This is a genomic window from Methylobacter arcticus (assembly GCF_050917435.1).
Taxonomy (GTDB): domain Bacteria; phylum Pseudomonadota; class Gammaproteobacteria; order Methylococcales; family Methylomonadaceae; genus Methylobacter_A; species Methylobacter_A titanis.
Window position 1 is genome coordinate 3,847,753 of record NZ_CP159583.1, and the last position, 24,666, is coordinate 3,872,418.

Below are 24,666 nucleotides of genomic sequence, written 5' to 3' on the forward strand. Positions count from 1 at the left end.
TGAGTAACCCCAATACATAGGGATATATCCATGACAGCAACAAACCACTCTACATCGCTAGACAGCGGCATTGCCGTGATTCATTCCAATCAGCTCGAAGAACTGCGTGATGTCGTCGAATACTGGCTGAAACAACATCCTTTATCACCCCTGGAAAATGATGTATTTCTGGTGCAAAGCAATGGTATGGGGCAATGGTTGAGGCAAAGCCTGGCGCAAAACAATGCCTTGGGTATCGCGGCGGCGATTGACCTGAAATTGCCCTCGTTGTTTATCTGGAGTATTTATCGTGCGGTCTTGGCCCAGAAAATCCCCAAAGAACAATTATTAGCAAAAGCCCCGCTCACTTGGCGCTTGTACCGTTTATTGCCTACGCTCATCACCCAATCAGAGTTTGAGACCCTGGCGACATTTTTGGCTGACGATAACAACAGTCGGAAACGCTATCAACTTGCGGAACAACTGGCTGATCTTTTTGACCAATATCAGGTTTATCGTTCGGATTGGCTTTCTGATTGGGCAAATGGGACGGATAGTTTGCGTAACGCACTGGGGAAAATACTGATTTTGCCCGAACAGCAACGCTGGCAGTCGGCCTTGTGGCGGGCAGTGCTGGCCGATTTGGGCGATGCCTATACCGCATCTGCCAGCCGCGCATCGGTGCATGCGCAGTTCATGGCGAATATTGATGATCTGGATCAGCCTCCTGCTGGCATACCGCGCCGGATCATATTGTTTGGTTTATCGTCTTTACCGCAGCAATCTCTTGAGGTGTTGGCTAAATTGGGCAAATTTTGTCAGATCGTGTTGTTTGTTCATAACCCCTGCCAGCATTACTGGGCGGACATTATTGAAGATAAAGAGCTGTTAAAAGCCGAACGCCATCGCCAAGCCTATAAAACAGGAATGACCGCCTCATTGACCGAAGAAGAGTTGCATCTTCACGCACAACCCTTGCTCGCTGCCTGGGGCAAACAAGGCCGCGATTATATTCGTTTGTTGGATCAGTTTGATGAAACTCAAGCCTATGCAAACTGGCATTGGCCCGACAGCAAAATCGATCTGTTCAAGGATTACGGAAAACCGGGTCAACGTAGCCTGTTGCAACACTTACAACAATCGATCCTGGATTTAGAGCCCATACCCGCTGAACCCCTGGTGCTGGCTGAAGCCGATCAATCCTTGGTGTTTCATATTGCCCATAGCCCGCAACGCGAAGTCGAAATCCTTCATGATCAATTGTTAGCCCGCTTTAATAGTGCCGCCAAAAACGGCAACTCCCTGCATCCGCGCGATGTCATTATCATGGTGCCGGACATCAATAAATACGCGCCGCATATCCGAGCGGTATTTGGCAACGTGAAGCCCGATGATCCTCGCTACATCCCCTACAGTTTGGCCGATCAGCAACAGCGCGGGCAAAATCCATTACTGGTGGCGGTTGAAGCTTTACTCAATCTGCCTGATTCGCGTTTTACCGTCAGTGAGTTTCTTGCCCTGCTGGAAGTACCGGCATTAAGACAGCGCTTTGCGATTGATGAAGCCGCTATCCCCACATTACATCAATGGGTAGAAGAAGCCGGAATCCGCTGGGGTTTAAATGCCGAGCAACGTTCTCAGTCAGTGGATATGCCGAAGGATTTGGAAGCCAATACATGGCAATTTGGTTTACGGCGAATGTTGCTGGGTTATGCGGTCGGAGCCGGTGCCGCCTTCAAAGACATCGAGCCTTACTCAGAAATTGGCGGGCTCGATGCGCAATGGGTTGGCGGCCTGTCATACCTGCTGGAAACGCTTGAACGCTATGCGACATTGCTGCGGCAAGAGCAAAACACGGATAACTGGCAACAGCTGCTGTCTGCTCTACTGGAGGATTTTTTTGTTATCGGCGACGAGCGGGACAGAAAAATGCAGGAGACGCTTACCCGCTCTTTAACAACCTGGGGTCGATGCTGCGAACAAGCCGGATTAACCGCAACGGATACCTTGCCCTTGTCTGTGGTCCGGGAAGCCTGGTTATCTGAAGTGGACGAACCCAGTCTTCACCAGCGCTTTCTCAGTGGCCGGGTCAATTTCTGCACACTGATGCCGATGCGTGCCATCCCCTTTCATTTGATTTGCTTGTTGGGCATGAATGACGGTGATTATCCACGCAGCCAGCAACCACACAGCTTTGATTTGATGAGTCAGCGAGGACATTATCGTCCCGGTGACCGCTCACGCAGACACGACGATCAATATCTGTTTCTGGAAGCCTTACTTTCGGCACGGCAACAGCTCTATGTCAGCTGGGTAGGCCGCAACATTCGCGACAATAGTGCGCAGCCGCCGTCGGTGCTGATCAGCCAACTGCGCGATACGCTGACTCAAGGCTGGCAACTGCCAGACAACTCTCCTGCGCTGCTGCAAGCGATAACGGTTGAACACCCGCTGCAACCTTTTAGCCTGCAATATTTAGCAAAAAACCGTGATGTCCGCTTGTTCACTTATGCGCGGGAATGGTTCGAAGAATCGGATGCAATCCGCTTAACCGACCCAATCATGATAAGCGCGGATGAAAAATCCTATACGCTAACGCTAAAATCTTTAGCGCGTTTCCTGAAAGCGCCGGTCAAAAGCTTCTGTAATCACTCGCTCAAATTTGGCTTCGATCAAGAAACGGTCACCAGTGAAGATAACGAACCGTTTGGTTTTAACGCACTCGAAAGTTATGGGCTGCGTAACGACTTGCTAGATGCGTTGCAGAGCGAAAAACCGGATGACACCCGGACGTTTTTTGAACAGCAGCGCTCGGCAATGGCGCGTAAAGGCAAACTGCCACTGGGCGGCTTTGCTCACGCGGCCTATGCGGGCATTGCCGATCCAGTCAATCAGGTCTGGCAGCAGTATCAGGAACTGTTTGCTTTCTGGCCTGCTGAAATCGACGCGCGTGTCGTTGACTTGAGTTTTTCGTTCGCTGACAGCATCACCGTCCAGTTAGCCGGCGATCTGAGTAATTTGCGGCAAGGTAACGATCATCAACACAACGCTATGATTCATTTAACCGCACAAGCTCTGCTCACCAACGCGAAAAAAATAAAATACCCTAACCTGTTGCTGTACTGGGTGCAGCATCTGGCCGGCTGCGCCATCGGCATGGATCTGCAAACTCGGGTGATCGGTTCAGATACCGTGATTGAAATTGCCCCTATAGTTCAAGCAGAGGCGATAGCTCAGCTCAAAACGCTGGTCGAAGCTTGGTATCTAGGTATGCAAGCTCCGTTGCCTGTTGCTTGCAAAACGGCATTCGCCTGGTTAAGTGCAACACCGGACAAGGCGATGGAGACCGCCCAAGCTCAATACGAAGGCGATGACTGGAACAGTGGCGAAGTCGATTATGATGCCTACCTGGGACGTTTTTTCCCCCGTTTTGCCAGCTTAATAGCCGAGGCGGCAGAACCGGATTTTGTGACCTGGACCCACACGATTTATCGGCATGCGTTTAATCAAATCAAGCAACAAGCGGCGCAGGGAGCGCCAGCATGACGTCCGCCCAGCCATTAAATACACTCGATTTTCCGTTATCAGGCAGCCGCCTGATTGAGGCCAGCGCCGGTACGGGCAAGACCTATACCATTGCGGCCTTATATGTACGCCTGATTCTGGGTCATGGGTCGGATAATAACGTGCCGGGGCGTGAATTATTGCCTCCCGATATTCTGGTCGTGACCTTTACCGATGCATCGACCAAAGAATTACGCGATCGCATCCGGGCCCGTCTTATCCAGTCGGCACGCTATTTCCGTCAACAACCGGTAGCAAGCGATGACTTTCTGGAACCGCTGCGCGACAGTTATGACCCCAGTACCTGGGACGGTTGTGCCCGCCGACTGGAACTGGCCGCCAACTGGATGGACGAGTCCGCCGTGTATACGATACACAGCTGGTGTAATCGCATGTTGCAACAACATGCTTTTGATAGTGGCAGCCTGTTTCGTCAACAAGTAAACACCGACGATGCAGAGCTTTTGAATGAAGTGGTGCGGGATTATTGGCGCACTTTTTTTTATCCGCTCACTGAGATCTCGTGCCAGTCAGTCGGTAAACTGGCAAAGTCGCCGGAAGACTTGACCAAATTACTCAAACCGTTGCTGTCAGAAACCGAAGCGTTGGGGCTTGAATGCGCTGACGCCGATATAGCGGTTGTCTTCAAAATCTGGGAGGACTGGGAAAAACAACGGCGCGACCTGGAAACCCAAGCGCGCAGTCTTTGGTTCAGCAACCAGGTACAGATCGAGATGCTGCTAAAAAATGCCTCAGGGTGTGGTTGGCTAAATGGAAATCAATACCGAGTAACGACTTTCAACAGCAAATTGGGGGAATTGGCACTATGGGCGAAAATTGGCATTAGCCTGGATAGTGATTCCCTGGCAAAGTTCGGCCAACAAAAATTGCTGTCGGGACGGGTCAAAGCCCATCAAGACAAAGCCGGTGAATTGCACCACGAGGCTTTTCAGGCCCTCGATGACTTAGCCAGCCATGCCCAACAAGAACCGGACATCAGCGAAAAACTCACCTTGCACGCCATCCACTGGATTAGAAACGGCTACGACACCGAAAAACAACGCTTGGCGCAGATGACTTTCGATGACATGCTGACGCGTCTGGATAAGGCGCTGCTGGGCCCAAATGGCGAGCAACTGGCAAGCGTGATCCGCCTGCAATACCCAATCGCATTGATTGATGAGTTTCAGGATACCGACCCGGTGCAATATCGGATTTTCGAGCGTCTGTATGCTGACCCGTCCAATACCGACCTGGGCTGTTTCATGATCGGTGATCCCAAGCAGGCGATCTATTCGTTCCGGGGCGCCGACATCTATACCTATCTCAAAGCCCATAAGGTCACGGCGGGGCGGCATTACACGCTGGATACCAATTACCGCTCCACCACAGCGCTGGTGGACGCCGTTAATCAGGTGTTTGTTCGCGCGGATCAGCAAGACGAAGGTGCTTTTCGTTTCAAAAGCGGCAATGACAATCCGCTGCCGTTCATTCAGGTCAAGGCCCAAGGCCGTAAAGATGAATGGGTGATCGACGGACAAGCGGCTACCGCCTTGACGCTGTGGCATCATGAAACACCAGAGCCCCTCGGCATGCCCGTCTACAGGAAAGAGATGGCCGAAGTTACCGCTAGCGAGATTGTGCGCTTGCTGAATTTGGCCAATCAGGGGGCAACCGGGTTTAAAACTCAAGCTGGCGTTATTCAAGCCTTGCAACCCGCCGACATTGCCATTTTGGTGCGTACCGGCACTGAAGCTAAAGTCATGCGCAATGCTCTGGCAAGCAGGCAACTACGTAGCGTTTACCTGTCCGAGCGCGAGTCAATTTATCAAACCGGCGTAGCCGACGACCTGTTAATTTGGATTAAAGCCATGGCCGAACCGCGCAACGAACGCAAGGTTCGGGCCGCACTAAGTACTGCCACTTTAGGTTGGCCCTACCAAACGCTGCATCATCTCACCCAAGATGAACCCAACTGGGAGCAGCAGTTGGAACGTTTTATCGGCTACCAACAACGTTGGCAACAGGACGGCATCCTGCCAACCTTGCGGCAGATGATCAGCGACTACGGCTTGCATCGGCAACTAACGCAAGCCAATGAAGGCGAACGCTATTTAACCAATCTTCTGCACCTGGCCGAACTGCTCCAACAGGCCAGCAGTCAACTAGAAGGTGAACAAGCTTTGATCAGGCATTTGGCGGAAGCCATTGCCGATCAAAGCAATCAGGCCAGCGATGAAAAGGTGATCCGCCTGGAAAGCGATGCGAATCTGATCAAGATTATCACCATTCACAAATCCAAAGGCCTTGAATATCCGCTGGTGTTTCTGCCCTTCATCTGTAGTTTCAGGGAAGTCAGCAGTCGCAACACTTTCTATAGATACCACGATGAAAACCGGCATTTAGTCATTGATTTGAGCAAGACTGACGCGATTAAATCCCTGAGTGACAAAGAACGGCTGCAAGAAGATTTACGTTTGCTCTATGTCGCTATGACACGAGCACAGCATGCTTGCTGGTTAGGTATTGCACCGATTAAAGTCGGCAATGCCAAAGACTCTCATTTGGAAAAAAGCGCCTTTGGCTATGTGTTGGGCTGGCAAGCCAAAACACCTTCCAGTGCATTAGCCGGGCATCTGACCCAACTGAAAGGTGACTGTGCGGCAATCACGCTTGCCGAATTTCCTGCTCCCAACCAGGCGCATTATCTTCCTGCGCAACAGCCGGAAACATTGGATTTACCCAGCGCGTCAACGGTCAGGGTTGCCGATAACTGGTGGATAGCCAGTTACAGCGCCTTGCAGACTGAAGATAAAATTATCATCCAGGGTGATTTTTCCAGCACTCCCGAAACCGCTCAGGATGATAAGCAGAGCGACGAAGCGGACACCTACATTAGGTCATTAACCACAACGCTGTCCGGCATTCATAGTTTGCCAAGGGGCGCAGGCCCCGGGGTGTTGATCCATGCGTTATTGGAACAGTGCGCCTATCAGGGTTTTCAAGTCGTGAAGGAATCGCCGGCTCAACGCCAACAATTGATCAGCAAGATTTTTAATCACGATGTCTGGGATGACAAACGCGACATCATTGCTGCGGCCTTAACGCAATGGCTAACTTTGCCATTACTGGAAGGCAGCGATTTTTGTTTAGCGGCTCTTGGCATTGACCAGTATCAAGCTGAACTGGAATTTCTTATCGGTGCCGACGACGTCAATGTTCAGGATTTGGATCGCTTGGTCACCGACCATACCTTTTCCGGCAAACCGCGTCCTCGCTTGTTATCCGGTCAAATGAATGGTTTATTGAAAGGCTTTATCGATCTGGTATTTGTCCACAACCAGCAATACTATATCGCCGATTATAAATTTAATGGCCTTGGCAACAACGATGCCGCGTATACCGAGGAAGTCATGGAAACTGCAATGCTGTCCAAACGCTATGATCTGCAATATGCCCTGTATCTGTTGGCCTTGCATCGTTTACTGAAAGCACGGCTGGGGACGAGTTACGATTACGATACCCATGTCGGCGGCGGTCTTTATCTGTTTTTGCGCGGTTCGCAAGCGACAACGGGTGGCAGGGTGTTAGCTAAACCGCCTAAAATCTTGATTGAACGCATGGATAGCCTGTTTTCCGGCGCGGTCCTTAACGGAGAGCACGCATGACATCAGCATCATCGGTACTTGAGAGCATTAAGCTATGGATCAGCCAAGACTGCTTAAGCCAACTGGATCGGGCTTTTGTGCGCTTTTTGCTGGAGCAAGATCCTGCTGCGAGTGACTTAGTACTTTGGGCCGGTGCACTGGTCAGCCATCAGCTGGGCAGCGGCGAAGTCTATCTGGATCTGGAAAAACTCTGTAAACAACCCGAGCTGACGCTGGCTATTTCCGGTTACGAGGCTTTGCAGCCCGAAACTGACGAAGCGCTGAACGGTTTATCTTCGCTAAAAGCCTGTACCCTGGAACAGTGGCAAGCGGCTCTGAGCCAATCATTACTGGTTGGTTCAGGCTACGGCAATACACCCCTGGTTCTGGACGGCAACCGCTTATATCTGCGACGCTATTGGCAATATCAACAAACCCTGAATATCGCCATTCAGCAACGTTTGCAGCCGGTCAGAGACAATCTTCCCGCCGCTTTGCAACAACCATTACAGGTCTTGTTTCCTGCCAGCCCAGAAAATCCCGATTGGCAGAAGATTGCCTGCGTGCTGGCACTGCGCTCTCGTTTTGCCATTATTACCGGAGGTCCTGGCACCGGTAAAACGACTACCTTGACCAAGCTGCTGGCCTTGCTGATTGAGTTGGCTAACGATGAATCCAACAATAGCCGATGCCTTACTATTTTACTGGCTGCACCGACCGGCAAGGCGGCCGCCCGGGTCAGTGAGTCCATTAGCCAGGCTTTGGGGAAACTGAATATCGCTGATGACATTAAACAGCACATCCCAAAAAAGGCCAGCACCCTGCATCGCTTGCTGGGTAGCCGTCATGACTCACGAAGCTATGTCCATCATCGGGATAATCCCTTGGTCGCCGATATTGTGATCGTTGATGAAGCCTCCATGATCGATTTGGAGATGATGTCGGCCTTGCTGGATGCGCTGCCGGAATCCGCCCAATTGATACTGCTGGGTGATAAGGATCAATTGGCTTCAGTCGAAGCCGGATCGGTGATGGGTGATTTATGTCACGGCGCCGAAAACGCGGCTTATGATGATCAAGCCAGGGAGTGGATCAGACAACATGCTGGCGTAACGCTTAGCAATCCTGTCACCGCGGGCTCTGCGCTAAACCAGCAAACCATCATGCTTCGTTATAGCCACCGCTTTGATGAACATAGCGGCATCGGTCAATTAGCCAAGGCCGTCAATAACGGCAATGCTACACAAGCACTGGCTATCTTAAATGATCCCGTTCAATATCAGGATCTCAGTCACCTCGTATTGAACCATCCAGCCGATAAGCTATTAAAACACTTGGTAACGGCAAATGTCGGCGTGTCAGTCGATGGCAGGCCTAAACAACGCCAAGGCTATGGTTATTATTTTGACGTTATCAACAAAAAACGACCCACGGATAATACGCAATACCATCAATGGGCGAAACAGGTGCTGGAAGCCTTTGACACCTTCCAGGTTCTTTGCGCCCTGCGTCAGGGTCCCTGGGGTGTAGCAGGCTTGAATCAGCGCATAGAGCAGTGGCTGTTTCCCAATCAAAAGCCAACGCTTTGGTATGAAGGTCGACCGGTCATGATTACGCGCAACGATTACAACCTGGGCTTGATGAACGGCGACATTGGTATCGCGCTTAAAGATAGCAGCGATAAATTGCGGGTGGCGTTTCCTAGCGATGAATCGGGTGACGAGGTGATGATTCGCTGGATCTCACCGATGCGCCTGCCGGATGTGGAAACGGCGTTTGCGATGACGGTACATAAATCCCAAGGCTCCGAGTTTAACCATGTCGCCATGGTTCTACCGGAGACCAGAAGCCTAGTGTTGACCCGGGAACTGGTCTACACCGGTATTACCCGTGCAAAAGAAAATTTCACCTTACTGGAAAGTCAAAAAAATGTTTTTAATCAAGCCGTATTGGCTACTTGCCAATAAACCAGTTAAAAACATTTTAAAATTTGATAGCACTGATGTTATATCAATGTGGGAGCGATGCCATCATCGCTCCCACAAGGGTCTCAACTGTCCCGATTTAGGTTAGAAGCCAGCTTTGACAACTCATCTGACTGAGTTGTGGGTGCGAATTTATTCGCGCCCACTACCAGATCAAATCATCAGGAACCTGATACGCCGCATAAGCATCATCTGCCACATCTGCCGCTTTATTTTGCTCATTAAAAACAATCACACTGGCGGCATCACGCTGCTGTATTTTTCTTGCCGCATCGGCTGGAATCACTTCATAGTTTGTGCCGAGCTTTACAATAGCCAGCCGTCCCTCGGCAATTTGGTCGCGCATTGTCTCAGAAACATACAGCCGCTTGACCTTGTTACTATCGGTAAAATTATAGGCCAGTCCTTCAGCGTCTCTGGGCAGCCGGTTTAACTCAATAATCTGTTTTATTTGAGCGACCAACTGTTTTTTCTCGTCCTGCTGCTGGCGCAACTGATTAAGCTCCCTGTCCCTTTCGATTTTCTCAGCCTGGGCTTTTTGAGCCAGATTTTTAGCCTCATCAACCACCTCGACATTATTCTTGCGCTGCTGCTGGGTTTGTTTGCGCTTATCGGATTTAACGCTTTTGGCTTGAGCAGAGCTGACTAAGCCGGATTTTAATAGTTGCTCTTGCAGTGATAATTTTGCCATTATCTATTCCACTGTAACCGACTTCGCCAGATTCCTAGGTTGATCGACATCCGTGCCTTTCAAAACGGCGACATGATAAGCCAACAGTTGCAAAGGAACGGTGTACACGATCGGTGAAGTTTCATTGTCGACTTGAGGTACTCTCACAATCTGTATATTTTCATCATTGACTGTGGCTAAGGTCTCATCCATAAAAACAATCAATTGCCCACCTCTGGCGCTAACTTCCTGAATATTTGATTTCAGTTTTTCCAGCAGACTGTCGTTGGGCGCTACGGTCACCACCGGCATGTCGGCATCGATTAAGGCCAAGGGACCGTGCTTTAACTCGCCAGCTGGGTAAGCCTCTGCATGGATATAGGAAATCTCCTTTAACTTTAACGCGCCTTCCATGGCTATCGGGTAATGAGTACCCCTACCTAGAAACAAGGCATGCTGTTTTTCGGCAAATTGCTCAGCCAAAATCCTAATTTCATCATCCAGCTGTAACACTTGTTCAATTTTTCCGGGCAGGCTGAATAATTCCGAAGTAATTTTTTGCTCGGCTATTTCGGTTAGGTGAAACCGTCTGCCGACAGCAATGACTAACAGCATTAATGCTGTCAATTGTGTAGTAAACGCCTTGGTTGATGCAACGCCAATTTCAGGGCCGGCGCGGGTCATTAGCACCAGATCGGATTCCCTGACTAACGAGCTTTCCGGCACGTTACAAATGGCTAATGAATATCTTGCGCCCAGCTTCTTGGCCTCCAGCAATGCCGCCAGCGTATCTGCGGTTTCGCCTGATTGCGAGATCGTGACTATCAGCGTATCCGGTGCCAATACCGGATTTCTGTAGCGAAATTCACTGGCTACTTCGATATTACAGGGGATATGGGCTAACTTTTCAAACCAGTAGCGCGCCACTAAACCGGCGTGATAACTGGTGCCGCAGGCTAAAATCTGGATGGCTTTTATGTTATCGAACACTTCAGCGGCGTTATGTCCGAATGCATTTTCCTGCAGGCGATTGTTGACGAATCGACCTTCCAGGGTTTGTGAGATAGCAAACGGTTGCTCATAGATTTCTTTGAGCATGTAATGGCGGTATTCACCTTTATCAACCGCGTCTGCGGTCAATTGGCTTTGTTTGATCGGACGTTTGACCAGTTGATCTTGCGCATCATAGATCAACAATTCATTGATACTGATCTTGGCGATGTCGCCTTCTTCGAGAAAGATAAAGCGTTGCGTAACCGGCAATAAAGCAGCAACATCGGAGGCAATAAAGTATTCACCAAAGCCAACGCCTATCACTAACGGACTGCCTTTTCTGCAGGCTATTAAAGTATCGGGTTCATCAACACTCATTATTCCCAGAGCATAGGCGCCTTCCAGTTTTTTAAGGGCCTTTTTAACGGCATTCAGCAATCCATCTGTAGATTCCATCGCATGATTGATCTCATGTACGATAGCTTCGGTATCCGTTTCTGAAGTGAATTCGTAACCATTTTTCTGCTGTACTTCGCGTAAATGCTCATGGTTTTCAATGATACCATTATGAACCACTGCGATTTTGTTTCGACTGATATGAGGGTGCGCATTAGCCGTGCTGGGTTTTCCGTGAGTAGCCCAACGGGTGTGCGCTATACCAATAACACCCGAGACGGGATCGGCCTCCAGCAACAATTCAAGGCCTTTTACTTTGCCCAGCTCTCGTTTCCGATAGATTTGCTGATTGTTGATGACCGCAAGTCCTGCCGAATCATAACCGCGATATTCCAGACGCCTCAAACCCTCCAGTAAAATAGGGACTACATTTCGTTGTGCTATACCACCTACAATTCCACACATATTATTTCTCCAATTTAACGGGTCGTTGCCATCCTGTAACAGAAATCTGTTTGGCTCGGCTTAAGGTCAGCTGATTTTCAGGGCTATCTTTGGTGATGGTTGATCCCGCGCCTATTGTGGCATTTTTGCCTATAATAACCGGGGCGACCAACTGGCTATTTGAGCCTATAAAAGCGCCGTCTTCGATAATGGTTCTGAACTTATTAACGCCATCATAATTACAGGTAATGGTCCCTGCGCCAATATTGACTTTTGCGCCCACCGTGGTATCGCCGATATAACTTAAGTGATTTATTTTGCTGCCTGCGGCTACCGATGATTTCTTGATTTCTACAAAATTTCCAATATGGACATTTTCTGCCAACAGGCTTTCAGGCCTTAATCTGGCGTAAGGACCGATCCGGCTGCCTTGCCCAATGACTGCATCCTCAATAACACAGTTTGCAAATAGGGTTACATTATCGCCAATAATAGAGTTTTTTATATGCGTATTAGCACCTATTTTGACATTGCTGCCAATACTGTTGTTCCCTTCTAAAATCACATTAATATCGATTATTATATCTTGCCCCAGACTATCTATTGAGCCTCTTTGGTCAAAACGCATCGGATCTTTCAGGGTGACGCCTTGTTCCATCAAGCTATTGGCTTGCTCTTGCTGATACACGCGCTCCAGATGACTGAGCTGTATACGGTTATTAACCCCCAGCACTTCATCTTCGGTTTCCGGCTGGCTGGTAACGATAGTGATGTGATCGGCAACCGCCATTTCAATCACGTCCGTCAAATAGTATTCGCCTTGGACGTTGCTATTATTTAACTGGCTCAGCCATTTTTTTAATTGCTGGCCCTGCACCGCCATGATGCCGGTATTGACTTCATTAATCTGTTTTTCAGCCTCTGTCGCATCTTTTTCTTCGACAATTTTTACAACCTGCCCGGCCGTATTTCTGACTATTCTGCCGTAACCGGCCGGATTAATCAGCTTGACGGTAAGTAAAGCCAGAGACCGGTCGTTGACATTGTTGATCAGTAACCTCACGGTTTCTAATTTCAATAAAGGCACATCGCCATACAGTATCAACACATTATCAGAATCGGCAATTTGATCGCTCACTTGTTGTACTGCGTGACCTGTACCTAACTGTTGCGTTTGTTCTACCCAATCGGCATCCAAATTCTTTAAGGCTTCAGTGACCAGCTCTGCACCGTGACCGACAACAATCTTGATAGTATTATTTTCCAGGTGTTTAGCTGTATCGTATACATGCTGCAACAAGGGTCTATTGGCAATTTCATGCAAAATTTTGGGAAGTTCCGAGCGCATACGCGTTCCTTTACCCGCAGCCAGAATAATAGTCGTTATTTTCATTTGATATTCCGTTAAACCAAAAAAGCCCGACAGCGTATGAATACGTTACCGGGCTTTCAAAAAAGGTAAAAATGTGGCGCGCAATATCTCAATTACCCACCGCGTTTTCTAAGTCTATCCAAAGTTCTTAATTGCATCACAGCTTGCTGCAATTGCGCCTGAGCCGTCACAAAATCAATTCGACCCGATTTGTCTGCCAAGGCTTCTTCAGCTCTGGTTTTGGCCTCTATTGCGGCCGCCTCATCAATATCTTTCGCTCTTATCGCCGTGTCCGCCAGGATGGTAATCAAATGCGGCTGTATCTCCAGCATACCTCCTGACACATAGAACGAATAAATTTCCTTGTCGCTGACTTTTACCCGAACTTCGCCGGGCTTAAGTCTGGATATTAATGGCGCATGCCGAGGCGAAATGCCCACTTCGCCAAGTTCGGCAGGAGCAAATACCATTTCCGCCAATCCGGAAAATATTTCCTTTTCTGCACTAACGATGTCTACATGTACGGTCATGGTCATAATTATTGCCTACAAGTTTTACTTCATGCCTTTTGCTTTCTCAAGCGCTTCGTCTATGGTACCTACCATATAAAAAGCCTGCTCAGGAATAGCATCATACTCACCAGCGATAATACCTTTAAAACCGGCAATGGTATCTTTCAGTGACACATACTTGCCGGGAGAACCGGTAAATACCTCGGCAACGAAGAAAGGCTGGGACAGGAAGCGTTGCATTTTGCGTGCTCTTGATACGGTTAATTTATCTTCTTCAGATAACTCATCCATACCCAGAATCGCGATAATATCGCGCAATTCTTTGTAGCGTTGCAAGATGCCTTGAACCTTACGAGCGACGTCATAATGCTCTTGTCCGATGACCAAAGGATCCAGCTGACGGCTGGTAGAATCCAATGGATCAATCGCAGGGTAAATACCCAATTCGGCAATTTGACGAGACAATACCACGGTCGCGTCCAAATGCGCAAAAGTCGTTGCCGGCGACGGATCGGTCAAGTCATCCGCTGGTACGTATACCGCTTGGATAGAGGTAATAGACCCCGTCTTGGTTGAAGTAATACGCTCTTGCAACACGCCCATTTCTTCGGCCAGTGTTGGCTGATAACCTACCGCTGAAGGCATACGACCTAACAACGCCGATACTTCAGTACCCGCCAATGTGTAACGATAGATGTTATCAACAAAGAATAGTACGTCACGGCCTTCATCACGGAAGTATTCCGCCATGGTTAAACCGGTTAACGCTACGCGCAGTCTGTTTCCTGGCGGCTCGTTCATCTGGCCGTAAACCAGCGATACCTTGTCGATTACGTTTGAATCGGTCATTTCGTGATAAAAATCGTTCCCTTCACGAGTACGCTCACCCACGCCGGCAAACACCGAATAACCACTGTGTTCAATCGCGATATTTCGAATCAGTTCCATCATGTTAACAGTCTTGCCAACACCGGCACCGCCGAACAAGCCGACTTTACCGCCCTTGGTAAACGGGCAGACTAAATCGATAACCTTGATACCGGTTTCCAATAACTCGGTTGCCGCAGCCTGTTCAGCATAACTTGGCGCATCACGATGGATACCCCATTTTACTTTTTCGCCGATAGGGCCTTTTTCATCGATAGGCTCGCCCAGGACATTCATAATGCGGCCTAGAGTTTCCTGACCGACCGGTACGGCAATAGGCGCGTTGGTATTACTAACATTTAAGCCTCGGCTTAAACCATCGGTAGTTCCCATAGCAATAGTTCTGACCACGCCATCGCCTAATTGCTGCTGAACTTCCAGCACCAAGCCTTTGCCTTGTACATTTAAGGCATCATATACTTTGGGCAGGTCTGCACGTGAAAATTCCACGTCAACGACCGCGCCGATAATCTGAACGATTTTACCCGAACTCATTGAGTTGTCCTCTTGTGTTGTGTCATTTTTAACTTGGGTCCTTCGACTAGCTCAGGAACGCCTTAAACAGCTGCGGCACCGGCAACAATTTCTGAAATTTCCTGAGTGATCGCAGCTTGTCGGGCTTTGTTATAGACCAGCTGTAACTCGCTGATAATATTTCCGGCATTATCCGAAGCACTCTTCATCGCCACCATTCTGGCCGCCTGTTCACAGGCATTATTTTCAACCAGTCCCTGGTAGACGATGGATTCGACATACCGGGTTAGCAGGTGATCCAAAACTTCCTTGGCATCAGGTTCATAAATATAATCCCAATGACCGTTCAAGCTTTCGTCCAGCTCACCGGCTACGACAGGCAATAATTTTTCGACAGTAGGCTTCTGAGTCATGGTGTTAACAAACTCATTGCTGACTACATGCAATTCATCGATTCGACCCTGCTCATAGGCATCCAGCATGATTTTAATAATGCCGACAATGTCATGCTGGTGCGGAGTGTCACCCAATTTAGAAACCTGACCTATTAAATTAATTTCTTTCAGATTACCAAAAAAACCAAACGCCTTAGTGCCTATCGTACAAATGTCTACTTCAATATTCGCTTTGTCCCATTGAATTATTTGGGCCAGCGTTTTTCTGAATAAATTTGAATTCAGTCCGCCGCACAAGCCCCGGTCGGAACTAATCACAATGATCCCAACCCGCTTAACTTGGCGTTCAACAAGAAAAGAGTGCTTATACTCAGGATTTGCTTGAGCCAAATGTTTGATAATCTGGCCAATTTTTTTTGAGTATGGCCGTGTTGCCAACATTCTGTCTTTTGTTTTACGCATTTTACTCGCGGCAACCATCTCCATTGCCCGGGTGATCTTCTGAGTGTTTTTGATACTCCCGATCTTGGTGCGTATTTCTTTACCAACAGCCATCTTAAGACCCTTTTACCAGCTATGCGTTTTGACGAAAGTCTGGATAGCACTTAGCAGACCCTTTCTTATATCATCACTAAAATCGCCAGTTGCATTAATATTGTTCATTAATTCAGAATGCTCTGACGTCATGTACGACTGTAAAGCAGCTTCAAAATCAAGTACCTTGTTAACTTCCAAGCTATCAAGGAAACCTTCATTGGCAGCAAACAATGAAACCGCCATTTGCGCGACTGACATCGGCGAATATTGATTCTGTTTCATCAGTTCGGTTACGCGTTGACCGCGTTCGATCTGCTTACGAGTGTTTTCATCCAAGTCGGATGCAAACTGGGCGAAAGCCGCCAACTCACGATATTGCGCCAAATCAAGACGCGTACCGCCACCCAATTTCTTGATGATCTTGGTTTGAGCTGCACCGCCTACACGGGATACCGATAAACCGGCATTCACCGCAGGGCGTATGCCGGAGTTAAACAAATCACTTTCCAGGAAGATCTGACCATCGGTAATGGAAATTACGTTAGTCGGTACGAAAGCCGAAACGTCACCGCCTTGCGTTTCAATAATTGGCAATGCAGTTAATGACCCTGTTTTACCTTTTACCTTGCCGCCGGTTAATTTCTCAACTTCTGCGGCATTAATGCGTGACGCTCTTTCCAGCAAACGGGAATGCAAATAAAACACGTCTCCTGGGTACGCTTCGCGACCTGGCGGACGGCGCAATAACAGGGAAATCTGACGATACGCCCAGGCTTGCTTGGTTAAATCATCATAAATGATCAACGCATCTTCGCCACGATCCCTGAAGAATTCGCCCATCGAACAACCGGTATAAGGCGCGATAAACTGCAATGCCGCCGATTCCGATGCTGATGCCGCGACTACAATAGTGTGTGCCATTGCGCCATGCTCTTCGAGCTTGCGAACCACGTTGGCAATCGATGCGCGTTTTTGGCCGATAGCCACATAGATACATTTAATGCCTGTACCTTTTTGATTGATAATCGCATCAATCGCGATAGCCGTTTTACCGGTTTGTCTATCGCCGATGATCAACTCGCGTTGGCCACGGCCTACAGGAATCATCGCATCGATAGATTTCAATCCCAATTGAACGGGCTCGTCAACTGATTGACGAGCAATTACACCGGGTGCAATTTTTTCAATCGGCGAAGTTTCGGTGGTATCAATAGCGCCTTTACCGTCGATTGGATTACCCAGCGCGTCTACAACGCGACCCAGTAATGCTTCCCCAACAGGTACTTCCAGAATTTTACCGGTACACTTTACGGTGTCGCCTTCGGAGATATGCTGGTATGAACCTAATATCACCACACCCACGGAATCTCTTTCCAGGTTAAGCGCCATGCCGAAAGTATTGCCGGGAAATTCCAGCATCTCGCCTTGCATCGCTTCCGAAAGACCGTGTACGCGTACAATACCGTCAGTCACGCTGACTACGGTACCTTCTGTATGAGCCTCAGCGCTCAGGTCGAAGTTTTCGATCTTCTTTTTAATCAGATCACTTATTTCAGATGGGTTTAATTGCATGTTCTGTTTCTCGCTCTAGTTTAGAGTCGTTTTGCTAATTGTTGAAGCTGGCCTTTAATGGAACCGTCAATCACTCTGTCGCCTGCACGTACCAGCACGCCACCAATTAATGATTTATCCACGGTCACATTCATATGGACTTTTTTGCTTAGCGTTTTTTCCAGCGTTGAAGTAAAACGTTGCTTTTCTTCTTTGGAGAAGGCGTAAGCCGTAGCGACTTCAACATCGACATAACCTTCACTTTCTGCCTTATAGACTTCGAATAGCTTCGCAATAGTCGGCGCCAAAGTGAGTCGGTTGTTTTGAACCAGTAATTTCAGAAAATTTTCACCTTCTTCATCTACCTGCCCCTGACAAATATCGAGCATCAGCGCCGATAACTTCTCTTTACTAACTTTGGGGTTATCCACTACAACAGAAAATTCTTTGTCATTCAGGACAGTCGATATAAACGCTAAACCTTCCGACCACTTTCCAGTCGTACCGGTTTCTTGGGATCGTTTAAACACCGCCACTGCATAAGGCCTTGCCAATGTTGCCAGTTCGCTCATTATGCTTAACCCAATTGATTAGAGATTTTGCTCAGGATGTCCTGGTGCTTGGTTTTATCGATTTCCGCGCTCAGAATCTGTTCCGCTGCCCGCAAAGCCAAGGCGGCAACTTCTTTACGCAAACCTTCTTTAGCCTGCTGTTTTTCTTGTTCAATTTGCGCCTTTGCCACAAGAATCAATCGATCACCTTCTTTTTTAGCAGTGTCTTTTGATGCTTCAACAATTTCAGTGGCACGTTTTTGCGCAAGATTGACAATCTCTGAAGATTGTTCTTTGGCTTGTTTTAAAACACCCGTGGCTTTTTTCTCTGCCAAGTGCATTTGTTCCTGACCTTTTTCAGCCGCAGCCAAACCATCAGCAATTTTCTTTTTACGTTCTTCTAAAGAGTCAAATAAAGGCGGCCAGATGTACTTCATGGTAAACCATACCAGAAGTGCAAAGGTAATCATTTGCCCAATCAGAGTAGCATTGATGCTCACGATGCGTTCCTCTTGTTGCTAGTAAAGTTAAACAGCCTATTAACCCGCTGCTGCAGCTGTTACCGCAGACAGGAATGGGTTAGCAAAAGTAAAGAACAATGCCAAACCAACACCGATCATGGTTACCGCGTCTAACAGACCGGCAACAACAAACATTTTTACTTGCAGCATAGGTACCATTTCAGGCTGACGAGCTGCGCCTTCCAGGAATTTTCCACCTAACAGACCAAAGCCTATCGCTGTACCTAAAGCGCCCATACCTAGAACTAGACCCACTGCAATAGCAGTCATGCCTTGTACATCAGCAATTAATCTTGCAATTTCCATGAAACCTCCAAACGGTTAGTTAATGATAAAAAAGTTAAAAAATTAATGGTCTTCGTGCGCCATGCCCAGATAAACAATGGTCAATACCATGAATATAAAGGCCTGAAGCGTGATAATTAAAATATGAAAGATAGCCCAGGGGAAACTCAACACCGGCTGAATATACCACGGCAATAAAGCAATCAAAATAAAGATCAACTCACCCGCATACAGGTTTCCAAATAAACGAAGCGCCAATGAGATCGGCTTGGCAATTTCTTCGACCAGTTTCAATAGTAGATTGAACGGCAACAACCAAGGGCCAAACGGCTGAAACATCAGCTCCTTGGCAAAGCCCCAAGGGCCTTTTATTTTGATGCTGTAGAAAATGATCAAACAGAAAACCGAGATAGACATCGCGAATGTTGCATTTAAATCGGTACTTGGCACCACGCGCAAATACTCAATGCCCATCAGCGAACCGACTAACGGCAATATATCGACCGGGAATAAATCCATGAAGTTCCACAGAAACACCCAACAAAAGATAGTCAATGCCAAGGGGGCAATTAACTCATTTTTACCGTGGAAACTGTCTTTAACCTGATTATCGACAAATTCAATCAGCATTTCTGCAAAATTTTGCACCAAACCCGGCACGCCCGCTGTGGCTTTGTCTGCAGCCATCTTAAAAAACCAGACAAACAGGCCGCCCAAGACTGCGGAGAAAAACAAAGTATCCAAATTCAACGCCCAGAAACCCTCGCCCACCGTCAGCGGAGTTAAATGGTGAATAATATAACCGGTTGCACCTTCGGCGGCATGAACTTCGGTAGCCATCGTTCCTCTCTAAATATGTGTATGTCAGCGCATCAACAGCGCAAACCAAAAAACCGATAATGCTGCTATGTATACTGCCAGCAGCGGTAATATTTCTATGTTTGGAAGTTGGAAAATCATAAAAAACAACGCGACGGTTAGCAATAACTTGCCTGACTCCCCCACATAGAAAGAATTTACAATCTTTCTTGCTTCCTGCCCTGCGGATTTATGTATACGCAAGGCAAAATACAGGTTGGGAATAAATGCCGCCGCCCCGCCTAAAGCCGCCGATAGGGCTCCAGACTGCCCCTTTGCCAGAGCAAATCCTGCCGTCATAATCACTGTCATTAGAACTTGATAACTCATGATTTTACTGACAGTAGAGCGTTTTCTATCTACCACACCCAACTCCATGCATAATAGCTCGGGGATTATAGCTAGCGACCTTCATTAAATCAAGGAAGATTAAATTCAACCCACGCCTTTTGTTGCCCTTCATCTGTCAGCGCCTTACCTATTACCCTATTTAATTTGCTCAAGAATCCCATCCAGCTCTTCTAAACTGGAATAAGCGATGACCAGCTTTCCGGTGCCGTTTTCTTTATGATCAATCAGCACTTTTGCACCCAGTTTTGCAGTCAAGTCTTGCTGCAAACGTAAGGTGTCGTTATCAACTTCCCTGGCTTTAGTTATTTTAGGTTCGGACTGACTGTCTTTAACCAGACGCTCTGTCGCCCTTACCGTTAAACCTTCTCTGACAATCTTGTTAGCCGCTGCCACCTGTTTTGAGCCGTCCAGAGGCAACAGCGCTCTTGCATGCCCCATTTCCAATTGCCTAGAGATCAATAGTTTTTTCACTTCAGGGTGCAAATCTATCAAGCGCAATAAATTAGTCACGGTAGCGCGCGACTTGCCAACGGCATCGGCAACTTGTTGATGGGTCATTGCAAACTCTTCCAGCAACCTTTTTAAGGCTTCCGCTTCTTCCAAAGGGTTCAGGTCTTCTCTTTGGATATTTTCTATCAGCGCTATCGCCATCGCGGCGCGATCGTCTATTGCTTTAATGACCACCGGAACCTGCTGCAATCCGGCTAATTGCGCAGCACGCCAGCGGCGCTCCCCTGCCACTATTTCGTATTGATCCAAGGCAATCTTGCGCACCACAACCGGCTGTATGACCCCCTGTGCTTTTATAGAATCCGCCAACTCCTGAAGCTTTTCAGGGTTCATATCTTTTCTTGGCTGATACTTGCCTCGCTGCAAATACTCGATGGGCAAGGTGTGCAGCTGATGGATTTCACCATCGTCTCCGTGATTGCCTTTATCGGTAATATTGCCTAATAAAGCATCCAGCCCTCGATTTAATCCCCGTTTTTTCACAGCCATAACTTTTAACTTTTCTCTTTATTTAATCATTTAACCGGCTAATGCCACTTGCGCTGATTTATGACTGATCAGCGCGAAGTATCGATTCAAACTCTTCAATCAATCTTTTTAAAGCTTCCGCCTCCTCCAGTAGAAGCAGGTTTTCTCTTTGAATATTTTTAAATAACGCAACCACCATTCCCGCTTGCCCATCCACTGCCTCGATTATCTCAGGCTTAGACTGCATTTCATCTTTAGCTGGCCGATTATCAGCCGATGGCTTCGTTTGCGGCGGATGCGTTTCTTTTTTAGCAGAATCATCCGCTAGCAAGGCTTCAAGCCCACGACCTAACCCACGTTTTTTTAAATTCATGCGCCGTCGTGCTTTTCTTTTCTGATCATTTCACCCGCCAAGGTAATATAGGCTACAGCTCCTCGCGAGGACTTATCATAGCTCAGCACTGGCAGACCATGGCTCGGCGCTTCGGCCAAGCGGACATTTCTGGGGATACAGGTTCTAAAAACCTTATCGCCGAAATAGCGAATCAACTGCTCCGAGACGTCTTTGGTCAGCCGATTCCTGTCGTCATACATGGTGCGCAGGATGCCTTCCAAATACAGCTCCGGATTGACGGTGTCCTGAATATTTTTCAAGGTACTCATCAATGCCGACAAACCCTCGAGGGCATAATACTCGCATTGCATCGGAACCAGCACACTGCTTGCCGCGACCATCGCATTTAAGGTCAGCATATTCAATGAGGGAGGACAATCAATCAGGATATAATCGTAATCCGATTTTATCGGGATTAAGGCATCGGCAAGCCGCCGCTCCCTGTGATCTGCCTGCATTAACTCCACTTCAGCCGCAGTAAGGTCGCCATTACCGGGAATCACCGAAAAACCGATATCCGGAATCTTAATGACTGTTTCCGACGCAGGCACTTCTTCCATCAACAAATCGTAACTGGAATATTTAACCGTCTGTTTATCGACACCGCAGCCCATAGCCGCATTGCCCTGCGGATCAAGATCTACCAGCAACACGCGCCGGTTAGCCGCAGCCAGTGAAGCTGCCAGATTTACGCTGGTGGTGGTCTTTCCTACGCCGCCCTTTTGATTGGTTATTGCAATTACTTTTCCCACTACCTTACCTCTGCCTCTTCAGGCAATTCTATTCGCACTAAACATCTGTCAACATCAGTTCCCGGAACACTGACCGGGATAACCGATTTTTTTTCTGCTATCAGTTCCAGCTCCGCATCCAGATTCTGCCCCTTCATTGCCAGCAATACACCCTTCCTGGCCAACAGGTGAGAGGTCAACCTCACTATATCGGATAAGCTGGCAAACGCCCTGGTAAGGACGGCATCATAGGCTTTTTCGGGATGATAATTTTCCACGCGACTGTGAAGAACCTGTACATTTTTAAGCTTTAATTCCAAGACAACCTGCTGTACAAATCGAGTCTTCTTGGCATTACTATCGAGCAAGGTAAAGTGGATTTCAGGCAAGCATATCGCCAACGGAATACCCGGCAATCCTGCGCCAGTGCCAATATCGATGACCCGCGCGCCTTCAATATAAGGAAGAATCGCCAAGCTATCCAGTATATGCAATCGCGCCATTTCCTCCCTATCCCGTATCGCGGTCAGATTATAGGCTTTATTCCATTTTTCAATCAGCTTTATAAAACACAGTAACTGTTCTATCTTCTGATCGGTTACGTTTACATTTAATGCTGCTATCCCGGAAACCAGGATTTTTCGACATGCTTCCATCAGGCGCTTTTCTTCTTTAAATAAACCAATAACAGGGAAATAGCCGCCGGTGTAATACCAGGGATACGTGATGCCTGACCCAAAGTTTCAGGCCGCTGTTTTTTAAGCTTTTCACTCACTTCATTGGAAAGACCGGGGACGCCGTTGTAATCAATAATCTCCGGCAAGCGCAGGTGATCGTAACGCAAGGCCCTGTCTATCTCGGTTTGCTGCCGGTCTATATAGCCTGCATATTTGGCTTGAATCTCAACCTGTTCGGCCACCTGCAGATCCATATCCTCAACGCCGACCATAAATGACAACAATTGCTGAACATCGACTTCCGGCCGACGCAGCAAATCCATCAAATTGGCTTCCCGCAATAACGGCTTACCCCAATATTGCTCGACCTGAGTTGCCTCTACCGTTTCCGTTCTGACCCATTGCTTTTTCAGATCGTCCTGCAATTGGGATACGGCTGCCCGTTTAATTTCGAAAGCCTGCCAGCGTTGATCATCAACCAAGCCCAATTCCCGGCCTTTTTCGGTCAGGCGCAAATCGGCATTGTCTTCCCTTAGCAGTAGCCGGTATTCAGCGCGACTGGTAAACATCCGATACGGTTCCTGAGTGCCCTGGGTAATCAGGTCGTCAATCATCACGCCGATATAGGCCTGATCGCGTCCAGGACACCAACTGTCCAGCCCCTGAACCAAACGCGCCGCATTCAATCCTGCGATTAAGCCTTGCGCCGCCGCTTCTTCATAACCGGTGGTGCCGTTGACTTGCCCGGCAAAAAACAGCGCATTCATGTGCTTGGTTTCCAGCGATGATTTCAAATCTCTGGGATCGAAAAAGTCGTATTCAATCGCATAACCGGGGCGCACGATTTCGGCATTTTCAAAGCCCAGCATCGAGCGCACAAACTCATACTGCACATCGAAAGGCAGGCTGGTTGAAATGCCGTTGGGATAAATTTCATGAGTACTCAAACCCTCCGGCTCGACAAAAATCTGATGCGAATCCCGGTCGGCAAAGCGCACAATTTTATCTTCAATAGACGGACAATAACGCGGCCCGATACCCTCAATAATCCCCGAATACAGCGGCGAACGATCCAGGCCGGAACGGATAATATCGTGAGTTTTACTGTTAGTGCGCGTTATATGACACGGAATTTGTCGGGGATGCTGCTCCCGTTTGCCGATAAACGAAAACACCGGCACCGGATCGTCGCCATGCTGCTCTTCCAGCTTGCTGAAATCAATCGTCCGTCCGTCTATACGCGGCGGCGTGCCGGTTTTCAAGCGGTCGATTCTAAACGGCAACTCCCTTAAACGCTGGGCCAGCGCAATCGAGGCCGGATCGCCGGCACGACCGCCGCTGTAGTTTTCCAGGCCGATATGTATTTTGCCGCCTAAAAAAGTGCCGGTGGTTAACACCACGGCTCTTGCGGTAAAATTCAAGCCCATTTGGGTTTTAACGCCGACAACCCTATCGCCCTCGACCATCAAATCGGATACGGTTTGCTGAAATAAAGCCAGATTGGGCTGATTTTCCAGCGCAGTCCTTACCGCCTGCTTGTAAAGCTGACGATCCGCCTGAGCGCGAGTCGCCCTGACTGCAGGGCCTTTGCTCGCATTCAAGGTACGGAACTGAATACCGCCATGATCGATAGCCCTAGCCATCACCCCGCCTAAGGCATCGACTTCTTTAACCAAATGGCCCTTGCCTATGCCGCCAATGGCAGGATTACAGCTCATTTGTCCCAGCGTGTCGATATTTTGCGTCAGCAACAGGGTGTTCGCTCCACATCTTGCCGATGCCAGCGCGGCTTCTGTTCCCGCATGTCCGCCACCCACCACAATGACATCAAAGTCTTTTCTAAATTTCACTAGCGCTATGTACCCTTAAAAAAT

Annotated in this window: 20 protein-coding genes; 3 read left to right on the forward strand and 17 right to left on the reverse strand. The window is 48.3% G+C overall.

Going from position 1 to position 24,666, the window contains the following annotated elements; translation table 11 throughout:
- The first annotated feature begins 30 nt into the window (after positions 1–30).
- Genes recC through recD form a run of 3 tightly spaced genes read left to right on the forward strand, consistent with a single transcriptional unit; the run spans position 31 to position 9,157 of the window.
- Positions 31–3,525 carry an exodeoxyribonuclease V subunit gamma gene (gene recC / locus ABXJ76_RS18335; protein WP_432742716.1) on the forward strand — a complete coding sequence of 1,165 codons (3,495 nt, stop codon included), beginning with the start codon at positions 31–33 and terminating at the stop codon, positions 3,523–3,525.
- Complete coding sequence (gene recB, locus ABXJ76_RS18340) at positions 3,522–7,211, forward strand: exodeoxyribonuclease V subunit beta (RefSeq protein WP_432742718.1); 3,690 nt, start codon at positions 3,522–3,524, stop codon at positions 7,209–7,211. Before recC ends, recB begins: the two co-directional genes overlap by 4 nt.
- Positions 7,208–9,157: an exodeoxyribonuclease V subunit alpha gene (recD, locus tag ABXJ76_RS18345; protein WP_432742720.1), complete on the forward strand. Its 1,950-nt coding sequence runs from the start codon at positions 7,208–7,210 to the stop codon at positions 9,155–9,157. Before recB ends, recD begins: the two co-directional genes overlap by 4 nt.
- A gap of 163 nt (positions 9,158–9,320) precedes the next feature.
- On the opposite strand, the gene ABXJ76_RS18350 is transcribed toward recD, so the two are convergent.
- The 17 genes from ABXJ76_RS18350 to mnmG all read right to left on the reverse strand — a co-directional run bounded on the left by ABXJ76_RS18350 (position 9,321) and on the right by mnmG (position 24,642).
- A complete protein-coding gene (locus ABXJ76_RS18350) occupies positions 9,321–9,866 on the reverse strand; it encodes a DUF2058 domain-containing protein (RefSeq protein ID WP_432742722.1) in 546 nt (181 codons plus the stop codon).
- A 3-nt stretch (positions 9,867–9,869) separates the two neighbouring features.
- Complete coding sequence (gene glmS, locus ABXJ76_RS18355) at positions 9,870–11,699, reverse strand: glutamine--fructose-6-phosphate transaminase (isomerizing) (protein WP_432742724.1); 1,830 nt, start codon at positions 11,697–11,699, stop codon at positions 9,870–9,872.
- A gap of 1 nt (position 11,700) precedes the next feature.
- Positions 11,701–13,071 carry a bifunctional UDP-N-acetylglucosamine diphosphorylase/glucosamine-1-phosphate N-acetyltransferase GlmU gene (glmU, locus tag ABXJ76_RS18360; RefSeq protein WP_432742726.1) on the reverse strand — a complete coding sequence of 457 codons (1,371 nt, stop codon included), beginning with the start codon at positions 13,069–13,071 and terminating at the stop codon, positions 11,701–11,703.
- A gap of 92 nt (positions 13,072–13,163) precedes the next feature.
- Positions 13,164–13,586, reverse strand: a complete 423-nt coding sequence (locus tag ABXJ76_RS18365; RefSeq protein WP_432742728.1) for a F0F1 ATP synthase subunit epsilon — start codon at positions 13,584–13,586, stop codon at positions 13,164–13,166.
- 18 nt (positions 13,587–13,604) lie between these two features.
- Positions 13,605–14,984, reverse strand: a complete 1,380-nt coding sequence (gene atpD, locus ABXJ76_RS18370; RefSeq protein WP_432742730.1) for a F0F1 ATP synthase subunit beta — start codon at positions 14,982–14,984, stop codon at positions 13,605–13,607.
- 62 nt (positions 14,985–15,046) lie between these two features.
- Positions 15,047–15,913, reverse strand: a complete 867-nt coding sequence (atpG, locus tag ABXJ76_RS18375) for a F0F1 ATP synthase subunit gamma (protein ID WP_432742732.1) — start codon at positions 15,911–15,913, stop codon at positions 15,047–15,049.
- A 12-nt stretch (positions 15,914–15,925) separates the two neighbouring features.
- The gene (gene atpA / locus ABXJ76_RS18380) at positions 15,926–17,467 is read right to left on the reverse strand and encodes a F0F1 ATP synthase subunit alpha (RefSeq protein WP_432742734.1); all 1,542 of its coding nucleotides are present in this window, start codon (positions 17,465–17,467) and stop codon (positions 15,926–15,928) included.
- Between the two features lie 20 nt (positions 17,468–17,487).
- Positions 17,488–18,018 (reverse strand): F0F1 ATP synthase subunit delta, encoded by a 531-nt coding sequence (locus ABXJ76_RS18385; RefSeq protein ID WP_432742736.1) that lies wholly within the window; start codon positions 18,016–18,018, stop codon positions 17,488–17,490.
- Positions 18,019–18,023: 5 nt separating this feature from the next.
- Positions 18,024–18,497 (reverse strand): F0F1 ATP synthase subunit B, encoded by a 474-nt coding sequence (locus ABXJ76_RS18390; protein WP_432742738.1) that lies wholly within the window; start codon positions 18,495–18,497, stop codon positions 18,024–18,026.
- A 39-nt stretch (positions 18,498–18,536) separates the two neighbouring features.
- Entirely contained in the window at positions 18,537–18,824 is a 288-nt protein-coding gene (gene atpE / locus ABXJ76_RS18395; RefSeq protein ID WP_422614774.1) for a F0F1 ATP synthase subunit C, read from the reverse strand.
- Positions 18,825–18,866: 42 nt separating this feature from the next.
- Entirely contained in the window at positions 18,867–19,643 is a 777-nt protein-coding gene (gene atpB / locus ABXJ76_RS18400) for a F0F1 ATP synthase subunit A (RefSeq protein ID WP_340120900.1), read from the reverse strand.
- Positions 19,644–19,667: 24 nt separating this feature from the next.
- Positions 19,668–19,991 (reverse strand): ATP synthase subunit I, encoded by a 324-nt coding sequence (locus ABXJ76_RS18405; RefSeq protein WP_432742740.1) that lies wholly within the window; start codon positions 19,989–19,991, stop codon positions 19,668–19,670.
- Positions 19,992–20,147: 156 nt separating this feature from the next.
- Positions 20,148–21,011, reverse strand: coding sequence for a ParB/RepB/Spo0J family partition protein (locus tag ABXJ76_RS18410; RefSeq protein WP_432742742.1), 864 nt, complete (start codon positions 21,009–21,011; stop codon positions 20,148–20,150).
- A gap of 58 nt (positions 21,012–21,069) precedes the next feature.
- Positions 21,070–21,363: a hypothetical protein gene (locus ABXJ76_RS18415; RefSeq protein WP_432742744.1), complete on the reverse strand. Its 294-nt coding sequence runs from the start codon at positions 21,361–21,363 to the stop codon at positions 21,070–21,072.
- The gene (locus tag ABXJ76_RS18420) at positions 21,360–22,136 is read right to left on the reverse strand and encodes a ParA family protein (RefSeq protein ID WP_432742746.1); all 777 of its coding nucleotides are present in this window, start codon (positions 22,134–22,136) and stop codon (positions 21,360–21,362) included. The genes ABXJ76_RS18415 and ABXJ76_RS18420 overlap by 4 nt, the downstream gene beginning before the upstream one ends.
- Positions 22,136–22,771: a 16S rRNA (guanine(527)-N(7))-methyltransferase RsmG gene (gene rsmG / locus ABXJ76_RS18425; protein WP_432742748.1), complete on the reverse strand. Its 636-nt coding sequence runs from the start codon at positions 22,769–22,771 to the stop codon at positions 22,136–22,138. Before rsmG ends, ABXJ76_RS18420 begins: the two co-directional genes overlap by 1 nt.
- Positions 22,771–24,642 (reverse strand): tRNA uridine-5-carboxymethylaminomethyl(34) synthesis enzyme MnmG, encoded by a 1,872-nt coding sequence (gene mnmG, locus ABXJ76_RS18430; protein WP_432742750.1) that lies wholly within the window; start codon positions 24,640–24,642, stop codon positions 22,771–22,773. Before mnmG ends, rsmG begins: the two co-directional genes overlap by 1 nt.
- Positions 24,643–24,666: the final 24 nt, after the last annotated feature.